Here is a 14,989-nt window from a genome sequence, read left to right as displayed (position 1 = left end):
TGGGGGCCATGATCACGCCCCGCGCCGCGGCCGTGCCGGCCTCCGCCGTCGTCCCGCCCACCCACCGCCGCCCCTGGGCGGCGGCCTTCCGGGCGCTGATCGCCCTGGCCGCGGCGACGGGCATCGTCATCGAGTGCGCCTACGGGGACGTCCTCGTCGTCCTGAGCTTCTTCACCGTCTGGTCCAACATCCTGGTCGCCGTCGTCCTCGGCCTGGGCGCCCTCCGCGCCTGGACCCGCCGCCCGCCGCTGCCCGCGCTGTGGACCGGCGGGGCGCTGCTCTGCATCTCCGTCGTCGGCCTCGTCTTCCACCTGGTCCTCGACAACGAGGCGAGCGAGTTCAACCAGGCCGCCGAGATCGCCCGGCTCACCGGCGCGAGGGCCGTCGCCAACCAGCTGCTGCACACCGTGACCCCGATCGGCACGGCCCTCGACTTCCTCCTGCTCACGGCCCCCGGGGCGCTCCGGTGGCGCCACGCGGCCCAGTGGCTGGCGGCCCCGGGCCTCTACTTCGCCTTCGCCCTGGTCCGCGGCGAACTGATCTCCCCCGACGCGCCGACCCGCTACACGTACCCGTTCCTCGACGTGACCGTCCACGGCTACGCGGGCGTCCTCGTCAACGCCGTCGTCCTCGGCGCGGCCTTCTACGTCCTCGGTCTCGCGATCGTCGGTCTGGACCGCATCCGACCTGCGCCGTGGTCCCCCGAATACCGGATTTCGTCTGAGCGCGCGCGTGGGCTAAAGTAATCGATGTCGCCGCGACGAGAAGAACAAAGCAGCGACATCGGGGTGTAGCGCAGCTTGGCAGCGCGCTTCGTTCGGGACGAAGAGGTCGTGGGTTCAAATCCCGCCACCCCGACAGCCGAAGTAGCAGGTGAGGCCGGTACTGATCTCAGTACCGGCCTCACCTGTTTCTGTCTGCGTGTCTATCTGAGTGACTACGGAAGCCAGGGAGCCCTCGACGCTTGGTCGCACCTGGGCAGAAACCTGGCGCGCGCCAGATACAACGGTGGAAGACTCCGGACTATGGACTACGTCCCGGACCACGTACTGCGCACACTCTGGTACATCGACCTCATGGCCAGGTATGGCAACCCGCTGCCGTGGGAGGACATCGATCGGTACGCGCAGCGGGCAGTACCCAGAGACGCACAACGAAAGAGTCCCTTCGGCGGCGGCCTTGAAGCGATCTTTGGCAGGGAAGGGCTCGTACTCCATCGACCCGACCCTGTGGCTGGCTACCTCAAAGGGGTCGGGTGGGTCAGGGAGGACTCTGGAGTCGCTAAGCTCACGAGCGCTGGACGTACAGTCTTGACTGCTTGCGGTGAGGCTGCGGGTGAGCTTGCAGCGGAGGACCCGGAAGTCGCCGATGTGGCGCTGGACCCGCAGGATCCCCTTGTCTACGTTCAACTCACACGTCGACTCCAGAAGGCTGGCGCCGGCCTGCTTGTCGACGCCTACTTCAAGGCAGATTCGCTGGTCTGGCTCATTGAATCAACCAACCTTCGACGCGTCCTGATCTCATCTCGCCAACCACGAGCCGAGCGGGACCGGCAGACCATCGCGGTAGCTCTCGCCACCGTGCCCAACGGCTCTGACGTCGAGGTGCGCCACACAGCCGACCCCTCGCTTCACGATCGCTGCGTCATCGGCGAGAACAGAGAAGTGCAGCTGCTGGGCTCCTCCGTGAACGGTGTAGGTAAGCACCTAACTGCCGTAATCACTCCCTCAAGCGACATCTCTCAGGTCTACCGAAAGAAGTATGAAGCTCTATGGAACGGGGCCACCGTCGTAGAGCCTCGACCGATGCAGGCCTGAGTCGTAGGGGGTGGCAGTGGTCCCACCCTCTACAACCTTGAGTCGCTGAAGATGTGGTCCATGACGACCGCCCCTGTCTGGATCACGGGCCGGATCTGCTTCCGGTAGACCTCCTCGGTCACGGCCGTCCCCGAGTGTCCGACGAGCCGGGAGATCACTTCCAGCGGAACGCCACGGTCGGAGAGCAGGGACACGAAGCTGTGCCGGAGCTCCCGAGGCGTCCACTCGTCGGGATTGATCCCGTCGATGCCCTTGAGCGCCTGACGGAAGGCACGGCGGACATTGGCCGCGTCGAGCGGCTTGCCCACGGCCGAGGAGAAGACGAGCCCGTGCTCCTCCCACTTCTCGTCGGCGGCGAGCCGGTCCCACCCCTGATCTTCGAACTGCTGCCAGAGAGCTTCGACGCAGCGCGCCGGCAGGGCGAGCGTCCGCCGGGACTTCCGGGTCTTGGTGTCTCCGCCACGCCGGACCGAACGCCACACCGCGATGTGCGGAGGCTGGGGAGGGTCGGCGTCCGGGATGCCCTTGAGGAAGACGTGGTCCCAGGTGAGCGCCCGCAGCTCCTCGGTACGGGCGCCGGTCAGCAGGGCGACGACGATGTAGGTGTACATCGAGGTCCCCTCGGCGCCCTTGAGCACGGCTTCGGCCTGGGCGAAGGTGAGCGCCTTGGAGGGGCGCCCTGCCTGCCCCTGAGGCACCGAGCACAGCTCGACGACGTTGCGCTTCACTTTGTCCCGGGCCATGGCGCGCTTGACCGAGCGATTCAGGCAGGAGTGGATCGCCTGGAGAGTGCGGGTGCTGAGCATCTTCGCCTTGGCAGCCAGCCAGCGGTCGACGTCCTCCGCGCTCAGGTCACGGAGCTTGCGGGCACCTAGGGACGGGATGACGTGCGTCCGGGTCAGGGTCGTGCAGGTCTCGGCCGTGCTCGGGTCGATGCCCACCAGGCCGTACGTAAGCCAGTCCGTCACCGCGTCCTTGACCGTGTAGTTGGTGGGCGCGATCGCGAGACCGTCCTCGTGATCCCGCAGCACTTCCTTGAGCTTGTTCTTGGCCTCCGTCTTGGTCTTGCCACTCCCCCGCTTGACGATCCGTTTGCCGCTGGGGTCGAAGCCGAGGTTCGCCGTGGCGATCCACCGCTGCCGCTTCTCGTCCCAGTGCAGGCCACCGTCACCACGACTCCGACGCATGGTCATCAGGCCGCACGCTCCATCTGCCCCGCAATGAACTCACCCAGGGCAGAGGCAGGGATGCGCCGGCAGCCGTCCACCTTGATGGAGACCAGGCGGCGGGTGCGGATCAGGTCGTACACCTTGGTGCGTCCGACCTTGAGCCGGGTCACGACCTCCGCGACGGTCAACAGTTCTTCAGCCATCTCAGTCCCCCATGTCGTCGTAGTCGGGAAGGTCCCTCAGGGCTTCCCGTGCGGTCTCTCGATTGGTGCGGATGTCGCGGGCGATGTTGGCGGCGAGCCAGGACTCGCCAGGCGTGTGGCCGTGGCCGGCGTAGGCCCAGTGGGCCACGACGAGGAGGGTGGACTCCGGGTGTTCGTCGGGGTCGGGCAGGCCGAGGGCGGTGCGTTGCTGGGCGGCGCGGTAGTCGGCGCGGACCTGGCGTAAGGCGCCGAGGGTGGTGGAGTAGCGGCGGGATTTGGTGGAGAAGTGGCCGCGGAAGCCGAGCATGTGAGCCCAGGCACGAAGGCGCCGGTCCGGATAGGCGGCGTCGAGGTCCATGCAGGCTTGGATGAGGCGCCGGGGATGGTCGGGGACGCCGAGGAGGATGAGGGCTTCCTTGTTGCCGACCGGGCGGTCGACGGTGCCGGTGGTCTCGGCGGCTTTGGTGGCGTACTTGGCCACGTAGGCGGCGACGGCCTGCTCGGTGAGCTCTTCGCCGTGGCCGAAGGCGCCGATGGGCTGGACGTCGATCTGGGTACCCCACTTCAGGACCCAGTCGTCGACGAACCCGTATTCCTCGTTGGCGGGGACGACGACGCAGACGCGGGCGGCGGCGGCCCGGATCGCGTCGGTGAGCAGGTCGAGGCTGGCCCAGGCCGGGGGCGGGGTGTCGGGGCCATCCGGTCCGTCGAAGCGGATGACGGCGTGGAAGTGGACGGCGCCGCGCTTCTGGTACTCGGCGACCTTTCCGAAGGAGACGCGGGACTGTTCGCGGGCGGCTTTCTGGGTGAGGCCGGCGCGGGCGGCGATCTCGCGGCGCAGGTAGATCGTGAAGTAGCGCCACAGCTCGGAGGCGTGGTTGTTCCACAGCACCGCCCCGGCGTAGTCGTACGCGGCCGGATCGAGTGGGGTGCCCAGTTCCGGGGCGTCTTCGGCGTGACGGGTGCCGCAGCGGCAGGGCCGGGTGCCGGGCCGGTTGTGCACCGGGCCGAAGGACGGGGCGGTCAGCGTGGCGAAGACCCGGGGATGATCCCGGATCGTCTCCGGGGTGCCCTTGTCGCCGACGAGGCCGGCGCGGATCAGGTGGTAGGTGTCTCCCGCGTAGGTCCAGGCGCAGGAGGGGCACCGGGAGGCCCGCCGGTTGCCGCAGGCGACGCGGAGGACGCCGCCGGGTTCGGCGTCGGTGTTGTAGGCGTGGAGGACGGTCTTGGTGGCGGGGTCGAGGGTCTTGGTGCCGCCGGTGAGGCGGATGGGGACGGTGCAGCCGCCGGTGCGGCGGAGTTGTTCGGTGAGGCGGTCGAAGCCGGGGGACCCGGCCATCCGGAGCAGGTCGCTCAGGGTGGCCGGGTCCAGGCCCGCCTGGAGGGCGGCGTCGGTCAAGACGGTCACTTCCCCGCGCGGACGAGGGCGACCGGGGCGGTGCGGGTGCCCGTGCCCTGGCAGACGGGGCAGGCGGCGGCGAGGGTGCGGCGCTGTCCGTCGGGGGTGAGGCTGCCGGTGGTGATGTGGACGACGGGGAAGCCGTCGCAGTGGGAGCAGACGCGGGCTGTCGGGGTCTGGGGCATCATGAGGTTTCCCTTTCGGGTCCGTTGGATCTGGGAGGGGTTGAAGGCGCCCGGGGCGGCGGAAGTTTGGCGACCGAGGCCGTCCCGGGGGCCGCTCAGTGTGTGTTGCGCCTGCCGTGGCCCTTGGCCGCGTACATCGAGGCGTCGGCGGTCGAGAGGGCGTCGGTGAGGCTGGGGACCGGCAGGTGTTCGCGGTGGCAGTGGCCGACCGAGGCCGAGACCCGCAGGACGTGATCGTGATGGGTGACCGGCTCGTCGAGGGTGACGCGGAGGGCGAAGAGGCCGGCGGTGTGGGCGGGGTCGGTGACGATGGCGGCGAACTCGTCTCCGCCGAGCCGGGCGGCGATCCCGTGCCGTCCGCACCAGCCGGTGAGTCGGTCGGCGGTGGCGGTGAGGACCGCGTCGCCGGCGGCGTGGCCGTGGGTGTCGTTGACGGCCTTGAAGTCGTCCAGGTCGACCAGGAGCACGAGCGCGTTGGCGTGCTTGCTCATGAGGTGGTCGGCGCGGGTGGTCCATCCGGCGCGGGTGTGCAGGCCGGTCAGCGGGTCGCGGCGGGCGGTGGCGAGACGGCGCAGGAGGAGTCCGCCGTGCAGGGCCCAGCCGATGGCGGGTAACCCAGCGGCGGCGAGGGTCTGGGTGTCCATGGGGTCACCGGCCCTTGCGGCGGTTGCGGGTGGGCTTGATGGGCGGGATGGCGTCGTAGGCGTCACGGCCCTGCTCGAACGAGATCACGTCGGTCTCGCTGGCGCCGGAGGTGCCGAGCTGGCGGTTGATGCGGCCCATGGCCTTGCGGTCGCCGTGGCGCCTGGCGATGGCGTACTCGCGGCCCAGTTCCGCCATCTGCGGGTTGGCCGGGGTGTCGTTGGACTTGCGGCTGAACAGGCCCATTTCAGTGCTTCCTTTCCTGGTTGAGCAGGGACTTGAGGACTACGGCGCACACGGCGACGGAGACGCCGGTGATGGCGACGGCGAGAAGCATGGAGACCAGGACCGTGCCGACGACCAGGACCACGGCCCCACCGCCGGCGGCGAGGGCGAGCGCACTGCCCGGGGTGAGCTGGACCGAGGTGCGTGCCGGGGCGACCGGCACCGGGGCCGGGGCGGTGGGGGTGGTGGGCTCGGTGTCGGCGACGGGGGTCAGCTGGGCGAGCGGGGTGACGATGCCGGTCGGGAGTGGGTTGACCGGGACGTGCGGTCGGAGCATGACGGTTCTCCCTACTTGGTGATCGGGTCGATGAGCGGGGCGAAGAGGCTGTCGGCGAGGAGGTAGCCGCCGAGGAGGATCACGGCGACGAGCCACCAGGGCGGGCGGATGAGCTTGATGCCGAGGCCGCCGACGACGATCAGGGCGAGCCAGAGGGGGACGTCCATGGCGCAGAACTCCTCAAGGGTCAGCGGGGGTTGCAGCGGTGGGTGCGGGCGGCGAGTTCGGCGGAGGCGCGGGTGTTGTAGTCGGCGGAGAAGTCGCAGCCGGGGGCCGTGCACACGGCGGTGTGCTTGGTCCGGCCCCGGCCGTCGCGGTGGGTGCCGACCTGCACCGGGCCGATACGGATCACGTTGTGGAAGCGGTTCGGACGCACAGGTCTTACTCCTTCCTGATCAGGCGAGTTGGAGCGCGATGGAGTCCGCGAGAGCGGCGGGCATGCCGTGTCGGGTGCGGAGGGTTTCCGCGTCGATCGGCGCACCGGTCTGGGCCCGGTGGGCGTCCGCGATCTTCTGGGCGTGAGCCAGCAGCGCGGGCGGCACGGGCACGGCGGGCACCGAGGGCGCAGACTCCGCCAGCTCTTCCTGCGGAGCGGGTTCCGGCAGAACCTCAACAGGGGCGGGTTCGGCCGGCGGCAGCTCGGGTGCCGGTTCCGGGTTCCGCTCGACGACGAGGTCGATCGCGGCTTCGGGCTCCGGAACGGGGACGGGTTCGGGTGTGGGGTGGGGTGTGTGGGCGAGGAGGGTGCCGCCGAGGAAGGCCAGTGCGGGCCATCCGGCGACGAGGATGCGCAGCCAGTCCGGGACGTCGCTCATGTCGAGGAGACCAGCGGTGGCGACGTTGGCACCCAGCGACGCGATGAGGGCAATGGCGAACCACAGCCAGGCGTCGCGGTTGCCGGTGTCGGTGCGCATCCGGCGCCAGGCGGCGACCAGGAGCAGATCGACGCTGACCGGGTAGGCCCACGCCTTCCAGCCGTCCTGGCCGGCCGCGGCCGCCAGGTCGTGCAGGTGGGCGAAGGACAGAGCACCAGCGATGACGGCCTGGATCAGTACGGCGTCGAGGCGGAGGGTTCGGAACACGAGGGTCACCTCCTTTCGGGCATGGGTCGGGTAAGGACCGGGCGTGAGACGGTCACGCCGACCGAGGGGGGACAGGAGGGCTACGCCGTCGCCGGGGTCGGCTTGACCAGCGGCACGGACTCCGGCTCCCCGACGCTTGCCGGGGTGACCGGGCGGTAGGCGGCGACGGCGGGCAGGTCCGGGGTGAGGTGCGCGTGCGCGGCACAGATCGCGGCAGCTTCGGCGGCGGTGAGGGCGGGGGTGCGGATGCGGGACCAGCCGCCGGAGGTGTCACCGGCCACCGCGACACCGGGCTGGTCCGGCGGGATCGTCAGCACCGTGACCACGGCGTCCGGGGCGATGTCGCCGACTCCCATTTCGGCGGTCTGCTTGTCGTTGACGCGGTGCACGGCGCGGCCGGTGAGCTGGGCGCGCAGGGCGGTGGCGCCCTTGCCGAGGTCGGAGCCGAACCGCTGCCCGCACACCTCCAGGAAGATGCCGGCCGCGCGGGCCATCTGACCGAGGCGGATCAGCTGGGTAACCATCCGGTCCCGGCGTTCCTCGTCCTTCTTCGTCGCCACGAGGAAGAGCTCCGCGACCTCATCGACCAGGACCACGACCGGGACCGGCCGCATGTACTCGGGGAGAGCCCAGATGTCGGCGACGCCATGGTCACTGAGCAGGTCGAAGCGCTCTTCCATCTCCCCGACCAGCCCGTCCAGCAGGCCGTCCGCCTCCTCCGGGGTGATCGCGAGGGCGGACAGGCGGGGCGCGTAGCCGCGGTGCTCTACGCCGCGCTTGCAGTCGATCCCGACGAGAGCCACCGGCAGCCGGGCCAGCCCGGCGATCAGGTTGCGCTGATACATGGACTTGCCCGACTGGTTCGCGCCGAGGGTCAGCGCGTGCGGGACCTTCAGGTAGTCCCGGACGAACACGGTCCCGTCCTCCCGGAGAGCAACCGGAACCGTCATCGGCCCGGAAGGCACCCGGCGGCGGGGCATCCGCACCCGTTTGAGTACGTCGTAGCCGGTCATCCGCAGTTCCACGAACCCCGGCTTGGTCTCCACCACGTTGACCGAGTGGACGCCCCAGGCGTGCCGCAACCGCTCGGAGGCCGCCATCACGTCGGCGGGCTCCAGACCGGCCGGGAGCCGCAGGGTGACCCGCAGGCCGGTCGAGGTGCCCCGGACCCGGCGGACCTTCGGGGGCACGGGCTGAACGTCGGGGCGGCGAGCGAGGTTGCGGACCATGAACGCCCGCAGGCGGGACGGCTGCACCGTCAGCCCGCACACGTCCATCGTCGAGCGGTACGACACCGCGAACCGCACCCGGGCGACCGGCAGACCCACTAGCGACCAGAAGACGCGCGGCGCGCGGACCTTCGCGTAACCGAGACCACCGGCGGTTCCGGCGAGCGGGAGGCCGACCTCCCATAACGTCGCCATGTCCGTCATGGTCAGGCCCCCATCTGGGTGACCGCGACGGCGCGGAACGAGATGCCGTGCCGGGTCTGGCCGTTGAACGTGTTCTCCCAGTCGCGGGCCTTGAGGCCGATGACCGACACCGGCATGCCCGGCGCCAGTCCCTCGGGGAGCCCGGTCTCCGGGATGGTCACCTGGTAGAGGTTGCCCTCCCCCTCGTCCGAGATCAGCAGCCCCACCGTGGAAAGGCCGGCGCCGGTCTCCCGGTCCATGGCGCGCTCACCGGTCTGCTTACTCACGAGCTTCGGGACGGGGGCCGTGGCCACGAACACCACGGCGGTCGACGTGTCCACCTTGAACGACGGCATGGATTTCTCCTTCGAGAGAGCAGGAAGGGCCTAGATGACCAACTTGGCTAACCCGGTTGGTCACATCTCGAAGTTAGAAGAGATGGCTAGCCATGTCAACAACATGACTGCCATGACTGTCCTGCTTGGGGTGAGTCGCCTACCATCGGCTTCATGACCTTTGTCCCCGAGCCCCTCGACCCCGACGACGACCGAGCCCCGTACGAGCAGGTAGCCAGCAGCCTTGGAGCAGCGATCCGCACCAGGCGCCTGGCGCCGGGCGAGAAGCTGCCGTCACACAAGGAGCTGACGGAGCGCTACGGGTTCGCGCGGGCGACGATTCAGCGCGCGCTGCGGGACCTCGAAGACGAAGGGCTCGTGGTCTCCCGCAAAGGCAGCGGCGTCTACGTCCGCAACCGGACAGAGCGGCCGGCGGGCCTCCGCCCGTACGTCGAGCAGGCTTTCGCGAAGGATCACGTCACGATCGATTTCGCGGGGTTCTCCAGCGAGACCCTGCACGGCGCGCTTCAAGAGCCACTCGACAAGATCCGCATCGGCAGGCTGACCCCGTCGAGCATCACCATGCGGATACTCGTCCCCGACATGGCCGTGCCGCAGGCCGCGCCCGTGCGGATGTCGGACGGGGCCGACGACAAGCGGCTCCGCGACCGCATGCACGACATCATGGTTGGCTACACGCGCAGCATCCGGGACGCGATCACCGAGCTGGAGCACCTGGGGCTAGTCGCAGAGACCCGCATCAGCGTGCGCGTCCACAGCGGTACGCAGTTCTTCAAGCTGTACGTAATCAACAACGAGGACGCGTTCTTCGGGTACTACCCGATCCGTCCCAACAAGGTCGTCGCCCAGGGCGAGACGATCGAGATCTACGACCTGGTGGGCAAGGACACGACGCTCTTCCACCACTCAGTCAACGACGGCGAGTCGTCCAGCGGAGCGCAGCAGGTCCAGCAGGCCCGGATGTGGTTCGACAGCGTCTGGGAGACGATCGGAAGGGACTTCGACCTTGACGCACGCTGACCCGCTCACCGAGACCCTGGCCAACGCCCGAGTCATCCTCTTCGACTTCGACGGGCCCGTGTGCGACGTGTTCGCCGGACTGCCGGCGCCCGAGGTCGCGGGGGAACTGACCGCACTCCTCTCCGCCGAGAACGAAGCCGCGGGCGCGAAGGCCGCCCAGACGGACGACCCCATCGAGGTACTGCGCATCGCGCACGAGGCCGACACCGAGCTTGGCCAGAAGATTGAGCGGGCGCTGACAGCCGCCGAGGTCCGAGCCGTCGCGGTAGCTGGGCAGCCGACAGCAGGTGCGGCGGAAGCACTCCGGGCGGCACGTACCGCCGGCCGTGGCGTATCGGTGGTGAGCAACAACTCCGCCGAGTGCGTACGGGTGTTCCTTGAGCTGCACGGGCTGGACGAGTACGTCGCCAAGATCGTGGGTCGCCCCTCCGAACAGCCACACCTCATGAAACCGAACCCGTTCCCGCTCATCACGGCAGCCGAGCTGATGCACATCGACGTCACGAGCTGCACGCTGATCGGCGACTCGCTCACCGACATCCAGGCCGCCCACGCAGCCGGGGCAACGGTCATCGGCTTCGCGAACAAGCCCCACAAGTCCGAGGCATTCACCGAAGCGCAGGCCGACGTCGTCACCCAGGACATGCAGTCCATCGCCGATGCGCTCAAGGCGGCGTAGCTGAGGATCAGCGAGAGCTGTTACAGATTTCTCTACCTCATCAAGGCACCCACCGCGCACGGCGCGGTGCGCGCGGCCCGTCGCCCGGGCCTGCGCTCCTGTCTACGCCCCGCTCCAGCCCGGCCGCCGTCCGCACGCCTGACGGCTCGGGTTGATGGGTGACGAACCCACGATGCGGCCGAAGCGGTACGCGAGTGCGGCTCAAGACGATGCCTCCGGCGGGGGCGCTCAGGCTCCGGGATGGAGGGGGCTTCGTGGGCGGGTGCCGGCCGTGGGACGTTGAGGTGGGGGACTCCCATCCCGTCTGCCATCGACCCAGGCAGAGCCGAGCAGACACGGGTCCTGGCGTCCAGGTCGTTCGTACAGTGGCGCGCTCCACCTGGACGCCAGGACCCGCGCCCGCTCCACGGTGTGTGGGTCGACGGCAGACGGGATGGGAGCCGGGGTGAGTGGCGGGCCGAGGCCCATGGACACAGCGGCCCCGGGGGCGAGATCTAACCGTGCGAGACCTGGCGGGCATGGACCCGAGACCTACTCGGGAGGGGCGTAAGGATTCTCGCCGGGTTCCAGTGGACCGCTCCACGATGCCCTCTGTGGCAGCACAGGAGCCCAATCCGGGCCGCGGTGATCCAGCCACCATCTGCCGATGGCGTGGAACTTCTCCTCGAAGGTGCGATCCCAGCTGAGGAACCCCGTGATCGGCGCCCGTAGGCGTGTACGGCGACCGCTCGCTTCGTAGATCACGACGGTTCGGGTTCCGAAGTAGGACTCGATCTGTATGGCCTGTACGTCGGCCCAGGGGATGGTCCGGCGACGCAGGTTGTGCACCACGGCCGCTGACTCCGTGAGAGTGACCCCGAGCGGACGCCACATCGCCAGCAGCACGAATGACAGCACGACTGCCGCGAGTGGGGGACCAACCGGGCTCCCGTCCAACCAGATCAGGAATTGGAAGCCCGTCATGATCACGGCGGGCAGCAGGGGCAGCAAGCTTTGGAGGAGCGTCAAGCGGTAGCGGATGCGCTCCGACGACAAGCTCTTGCTCCGAAGTCGCCCCATCGAGCCTTCCCCCGCCATGCAATGCAGACCAGCTGCGCGTGATCGTCCACGTAGTGTGGCGATCCGGTATCGCGTTGTCTATCCCTCGTAACCCGCTCACGCGAAGGGGCTGACCGCGCACCGTGTACAGCAGCGAAGTACCGCAACAGCAGCAACCCTCTGCGTCCAGTAGCGCCCCCAGGCCCCATAGCGGCAGGCATGACCGTCACTGACCGATCCGGCAAGGGCTACAGATCAAGGTCGCTCTGCCCGGCGCACCACGAGGGCACGGAAGCAGTGAGTGTCTAACTGCGTGACAACGCCGACGAACAGCGGCGGACGAGTGCGGACGTCTGCGGATCGTCAGCGCAGGTGAGAGGCGCACCAGCCCAAGGCAGAGCTCGTGCCCGAGTTGCTTCGGGACGAAGAGGTCGTGGGTTCAAATCCCGCCACCCCGACAGCCGCAAGACCCTCAGGGGCCTGATCCGCGAAAGCGGGTCGGGCCCCTGAGGCGTTTCCGGAGAGGGTTCCGTGGCCGGCCCGGGGCCCTTCCCCGTGGCTGCCCCGGGGGGGCTTTCCCCGGGGGCGCTGCCGACTCCCCCGGGGTGCCGCCTCCTAGATCACCGGCGGGCGGCCCAGGCGGGTCATGTGGAGGACTGTCGTCCAGCGCATCGGGGTGCGGGGGCCGCAGGAGCGGCGGACGCCCTCGGCGAAGCCGCCGAACCAGGCCTTGAGGCCCGGCAGGGAGCGGGTGCGGGCCAGGGTGAGCAGGGTCCACACGCCCAGGTAGACGGGGACGAGGAGGGCCGGCAGGTTGCGCTTGGCCAGCCAGACGCGGTTGCGGGCGGTCATCCGGTAGTAGACGGCGTGCCGGGCCGGGCTGGTCTTCGGGTGCTGGAGCAGCAGCTTCGGCTCGTAGACGACCTTCCAGCCGGCGTCCAGGGCGCGCCAGGCGAGGTCGGTCTCCTCGTGGGTGAAGAAGAAGTCCTCCGGCCAGCCGCCGATCTCGTCGAGCATGTGCATCGACAGGCCGTGGCCGCCGCCGAGGAAGGTGGTGACCTCGCCGCCGCGCAGGGGGTCCTTCGCGCCGAGGCGCGGGATGTGCCGGCGCTGGGTCTCGCCGGTCTCGTCGGCGATGCGGAACGAGACGATGCCGAGCCTCGGGTACGTCTCGTACAGGTCTGCCAGGCGGCGGAACACGTCCTTGTCGACGAGGAGGCCGTCGTCGTCGAGGTCCACGACGATGTCGACGTCGCCGAAGGAGCGCAGCGTCTCGATCGCGACGTTCCGGCCGCCCGAGACGCCGCGGTTCTCGGCGAGTTCGACCCCGGTCACGCCCTCGGGCAGGGCCGGGAGCGAACCGGTGCCGTTGCCGACGACGACGATCCGGGCGGCGGGCTCGTCCTGACCCGCCACGGCGTCGAGCAGCGCCCGCAGCTCGTCCGGGCGCGTGCCCATCGTCAGTACCGCCACACCCACACGAGGTCGTGCCACGACCCACTCCGTTCCCTGTTCACGGTTCACCGGAACTCGCTCCGGGCCGCGATGCTAACCGCCGGGAGACACCTCCCGTTCACCCGGACCACGGGTGTCGTGCACCGGACGGGAGCCCGGAGGGGGGAGCGCGGCGAGGGGCGCCGACGGGCGGCTCTACGCTGGTTCTCTTCCGTCAGGTTGATCGATCGTCGAAAGGGTGGTCTCCAGGTGCTGGTCGCGGACCGATATCGGCTTCATGTGTGTATCGGCCGGGGCGGCATGGGCGAGGTGTGGCAGGCCACCGACGAGGTCCTGGGCCGGGCCGTGGCCGTGAAGCTGATGCTGGCGCAGGCGACCGACCCCTCCGCCGGTGACCGCTTCCGCCTGGAGGCGCAGACCGCCGCGCGACTGAGCCATCCGCACGTGGTGGGCGTCTTCGACTTCGGCACCTGGGACGGAAAGCTCTTCCTGGTCATGGAGTTGGTGGAGGGCGACAGCCTCCAGGGGAACCCGTCCGATCCGCTGATCCTGCCCGCCGAGCGGGTCGCGGTGGTCGCCGCGCACGCCGCCGCCGGACTCGCCGCCGCGCACCGGCAGGGCGTGGTGCACCGGGACATCAAGCCGGGAAACCTGCTCGTCGACGCCGAAGGCACGGTCAAGCTGGCCGACTTCGGCATCGCCCGGTTCGTCGACGACCCCTCGGCCGCGCTCACGACGACGGGCCAGATCGTGGGCACGGGGCTCTACCTCGCACCCGAGCGTGCCCTCGGGCAGCCCGCGTCCCCCGCCTCCGACGTGTACTCGCTCGGCTGCGTGCTCTACCAACTCCTCACCGGCAGACCCCCGTTCCGCGCGGACACCGCGACGGCCCTGCTGTACCAGCACATCGACACCGCGCCGATGCCCCCGAGCCGGCTCGGGGCCGCGCTGCCGCCCGACTTCGAGGCGTACCTGCTGAGCCTGCTCGCCAAGCAGCCGGAGCAGCGGCCCACGGCGCAGGCGATCTCGGACTGGTTCTCCTCCGGCGCCTGGCGCTCCTACCCCGGGGCCGCCCCGGGCCTGCACCTCGCTCCTCATCAGCCGGCGGCACCCCATCAGCCCGCCGGGCCCGCGCACGCGCCCATGCCCATGCCCGCGCCGGTGCACACGCCCGCGCCGACCCCGCCGCCGATGAACCGGCCGCCGGTGACCCGGCCCGCGCCCGCCACCCGGCGGCGCCAGAGCCAGCCGAGCACCGGCGGCGCGCTCGCGGAGCTGTCCCGGCGCCGGCCGCGCAAGACGGCCGCGGTGGCCGGGGCCATCGCCTTCGTGGTCTTCCTGATCATCGGGATGGCCTGGCTGTCCTGAGCGGCCACCGTCATCCCGTCTGTCGGGATGACCTGGCTGCCCTGAGCGGACGCCATCATCCCCTCTGTCGGGATGACCTGGCTGTCCTGAGCGGCCGCTGTCATCCCCTCTGTCGGGATGGCCTGGCCGTCCTGAGCCGGCGCCGTCATGGCCTGGCTGCCCCCAGCGCCGTCGCCCCTCTCAGTACAGTCTCGGCGCCATCACGTGCGGCTCCCCGTCCTCCTCCGCGAGGAGCAGGCAGCGCGGTACGCCGGGCCCCGGGGTGGCTCGTACGGTCACGGGCGTCGGTGGGTCGGTCGGCAGCTCGATCGAGAGGGTGACGGGCCGGTCGTCGCGGGTGGTGGCGTGGCCGGTCTCCTTACCGTCGACGAGAACCTCGACGACCGGGGTGTGCCCGGTCTGCACGGTCGCGGAGACCGAGTGGCCGAGGTAGTCGATGTGGAAGTGGTGGCGTGCCCTCATAAGCCACCTCCGTACCGCGTGAGTGGGCACGTGCCGCGGGGCGGGACGTGTACCTCCAGCCTAGGCACGGTCCGGCGGTCCCGCCCGCTCCGAAGTGCGGTCGTAGTACCCCGGTGTTCAGATGGACCGGTACGCCGATC

At 69.9% G+C, this 14,989-nt stretch carries 20 protein-coding genes and 1 tRNA gene; 6 read left to right on the top strand and 15 right to left on the bottom strand.

What is annotated here, in order from left to right; all coding sequences use genetic code 11:
- The first annotated feature begins 8 nt into the window (after positions 1-8).
- The 3 genes from AC07AW_RS25230 (at position 9) to AC07AW_RS25220 (ending at position 1,817) form a co-directional block, all read left to right on the top strand.
- Positions 9-746: a Pr6Pr family membrane protein gene (locus AC07AW_RS25230; RefSeq protein ID WP_478817710.1), complete on the top strand. Its 738-nt coding sequence runs from the start codon at positions 9-11 to the stop codon at positions 744-746.
- Between the two features lie 38 nt (positions 747-784).
- Positions 785-858, top strand: a tRNA-Pro gene (locus AC07AW_RS25225).
- A 167-nt stretch (positions 859-1,025) separates the two neighbouring features.
- Positions 1,026-1,817 carry a hypothetical protein gene (locus AC07AW_RS25220; protein ID WP_478817709.1) on the top strand — a complete coding sequence of 264 codons (792 nt, stop codon included), beginning with the start codon at positions 1,026-1,028 and terminating at the stop codon, positions 1,815-1,817.
- Between the two features lie 29 nt (positions 1,818-1,846).
- Here AC07AW_RS25220 and AC07AW_RS25215 read toward each other — a convergent pair whose 3' ends face one another.
- From AC07AW_RS25215 to AC07AW_RS25160, 12 genes are all read right to left on the bottom strand, one after another.
- Positions 1,847-3,010, bottom strand: coding sequence for a site-specific integrase (locus AC07AW_RS25215; RefSeq protein ID WP_478817708.1), 1,164 nt, complete (start codon positions 3,008-3,010; stop codon positions 1,847-1,849).
- Entirely contained in the window at positions 3,010-3,189 is a 180-nt protein-coding gene (locus tag AC07AW_RS25210) for a helix-turn-helix domain-containing protein (RefSeq protein ID WP_478817707.1), read from the bottom strand. Before AC07AW_RS25210 ends, AC07AW_RS25215 begins: the two co-directional genes overlap by 1 nt.
- A 1-nt stretch (position 3,190) precedes the next feature.
- A complete protein-coding gene (gene repSA, locus AC07AW_RS25205) occupies positions 3,191-4,588 on the bottom strand; it encodes a replication initiator protein RepSA (protein WP_478817706.1) in 1,398 nt (465 codons plus the stop codon).
- A 5-nt stretch (positions 4,589-4,593) separates the two neighbouring features.
- Positions 4,594-4,776, bottom strand: coding sequence for a hypothetical protein (locus AC07AW_RS25200; RefSeq protein ID WP_478817705.1), 183 nt, complete (start codon positions 4,774-4,776; stop codon positions 4,594-4,596).
- 92 nt (positions 4,777-4,868) lie between these two features.
- A complete protein-coding gene (locus AC07AW_RS25195) occupies positions 4,869-5,417 on the bottom strand; it encodes a GGDEF domain-containing protein (protein ID WP_478817704.1) in 549 nt (182 codons plus the stop codon).
- 4 nt (positions 5,418-5,421) lie between these two features.
- Positions 5,422-5,661: a hypothetical protein gene (locus tag AC07AW_RS25190; protein WP_478817703.1), complete on the bottom strand. Its 240-nt coding sequence runs from the start codon at positions 5,659-5,661 to the stop codon at positions 5,422-5,424.
- 1 nt (position 5,662) lies between these two features.
- On the bottom strand, positions 5,663-5,977 hold the full coding sequence (locus AC07AW_RS25185) for a SpdD-like protein (protein ID WP_478817702.1): 315 nt from the start codon (positions 5,975-5,977) through the stop codon (positions 5,663-5,665).
- An 11-nt stretch (positions 5,978-5,988) separates the two neighbouring features.
- Positions 5,989-6,144 (bottom strand): hypothetical protein, encoded by a 156-nt coding sequence (locus AC07AW_RS25180; protein WP_093874849.1) that lies wholly within the window; start codon positions 6,142-6,144, stop codon positions 5,989-5,991.
- Positions 6,145-6,164: 20 nt separating this feature from the next.
- Positions 6,165-6,353: a mobile element transfer protein gene (locus AC07AW_RS25175; RefSeq protein ID WP_478817701.1), complete on the bottom strand. Its 189-nt coding sequence runs from the start codon at positions 6,351-6,353 to the stop codon at positions 6,165-6,167.
- A gap of 19 nt (positions 6,354-6,372) precedes the next feature.
- Positions 6,373-7,059, bottom strand: a complete 687-nt coding sequence (locus AC07AW_RS25170) for a DUF2637 domain-containing protein (RefSeq protein ID WP_478817700.1) — start codon at positions 7,057-7,059, stop codon at positions 6,373-6,375.
- An 80-nt stretch (positions 7,060-7,139) separates the two neighbouring features.
- Complete coding sequence (locus tag AC07AW_RS25165) at positions 7,140-8,492, bottom strand: FtsK/SpoIIIE domain-containing protein (protein WP_478817699.1); 1,353 nt, start codon at positions 8,490-8,492, stop codon at positions 7,140-7,142.
- A 2-nt stretch (positions 8,493-8,494) separates the two neighbouring features.
- Positions 8,495-8,827: an SCO3933 family regulatory protein gene (locus AC07AW_RS25160; RefSeq protein ID WP_478817698.1), complete on the bottom strand. Its 333-nt coding sequence runs from the start codon at positions 8,825-8,827 to the stop codon at positions 8,495-8,497.
- Between the two features lie 153 nt (positions 8,828-8,980).
- Here AC07AW_RS25160 and AC07AW_RS25155 point away from each other — a divergent pair, with 153 nt between their 5' ends.
- Together AC07AW_RS25155 and AC07AW_RS25150 are read left to right on the top strand one after the other, a co-directional pair.
- Entirely contained in the window at positions 8,981-9,847 is an 867-nt protein-coding gene (locus AC07AW_RS25155) for a GntR family transcriptional regulator (RefSeq protein WP_478817697.1), read from the top strand.
- On the top strand, positions 9,834-10,526 hold the full coding sequence (locus AC07AW_RS25150; protein WP_478817696.1) for an HAD family hydrolase: 693 nt from the start codon (positions 9,834-9,836) through the stop codon (positions 10,524-10,526). The genes AC07AW_RS25155 and AC07AW_RS25150 overlap by 14 nt, the downstream gene beginning before the upstream one ends.
- 531 nt (positions 10,527-11,057) lie before the next feature.
- Here the strand turns inward: AC07AW_RS25150 and AC07AW_RS25145 are convergent.
- A complete protein-coding gene (locus AC07AW_RS25145; RefSeq protein WP_478817695.1) occupies positions 11,058-11,561 on the bottom strand; it encodes a hypothetical protein in 504 nt (167 codons plus the stop codon).
- Positions 11,562-12,179: 618 nt separating this feature from the next.
- Complete coding sequence (locus tag AC07AW_RS25140) at positions 12,180-13,058, bottom strand: glycosyltransferase family 2 protein (protein WP_478817694.1); 879 nt, start codon at positions 13,056-13,058, stop codon at positions 12,180-12,182.
- 210 nt (positions 13,059-13,268) lie between these two features.
- Here AC07AW_RS25140 and AC07AW_RS25135 point away from each other — a divergent pair, with 210 nt between their 5' ends.
- Complete coding sequence (locus AC07AW_RS25135) at positions 13,269-14,387, top strand: serine/threonine-protein kinase (RefSeq protein ID WP_478817693.1); 1,119 nt, start codon at positions 13,269-13,271, stop codon at positions 14,385-14,387.
- A 180-nt stretch (positions 14,388-14,567) separates the two neighbouring features.
- Here AC07AW_RS25135 and AC07AW_RS25130 read toward each other — a convergent pair whose 3' ends face one another.
- Positions 14,568-14,849: a hypothetical protein gene (locus AC07AW_RS25130; protein ID WP_478817692.1), complete on the bottom strand. Its 282-nt coding sequence runs from the start codon at positions 14,847-14,849 to the stop codon at positions 14,568-14,570.
- Between the last annotated feature and the right edge of the window lie 140 nt (positions 14,850-14,989).

It is taken from the genome of Streptomyces sp. NPDC044003, from assembly GCF_056435185.1.
The sequence above is the reverse complement of the archived record's forward strand: the minus strand, read 5'-3'. Positions and strand labels throughout refer to the sequence as shown.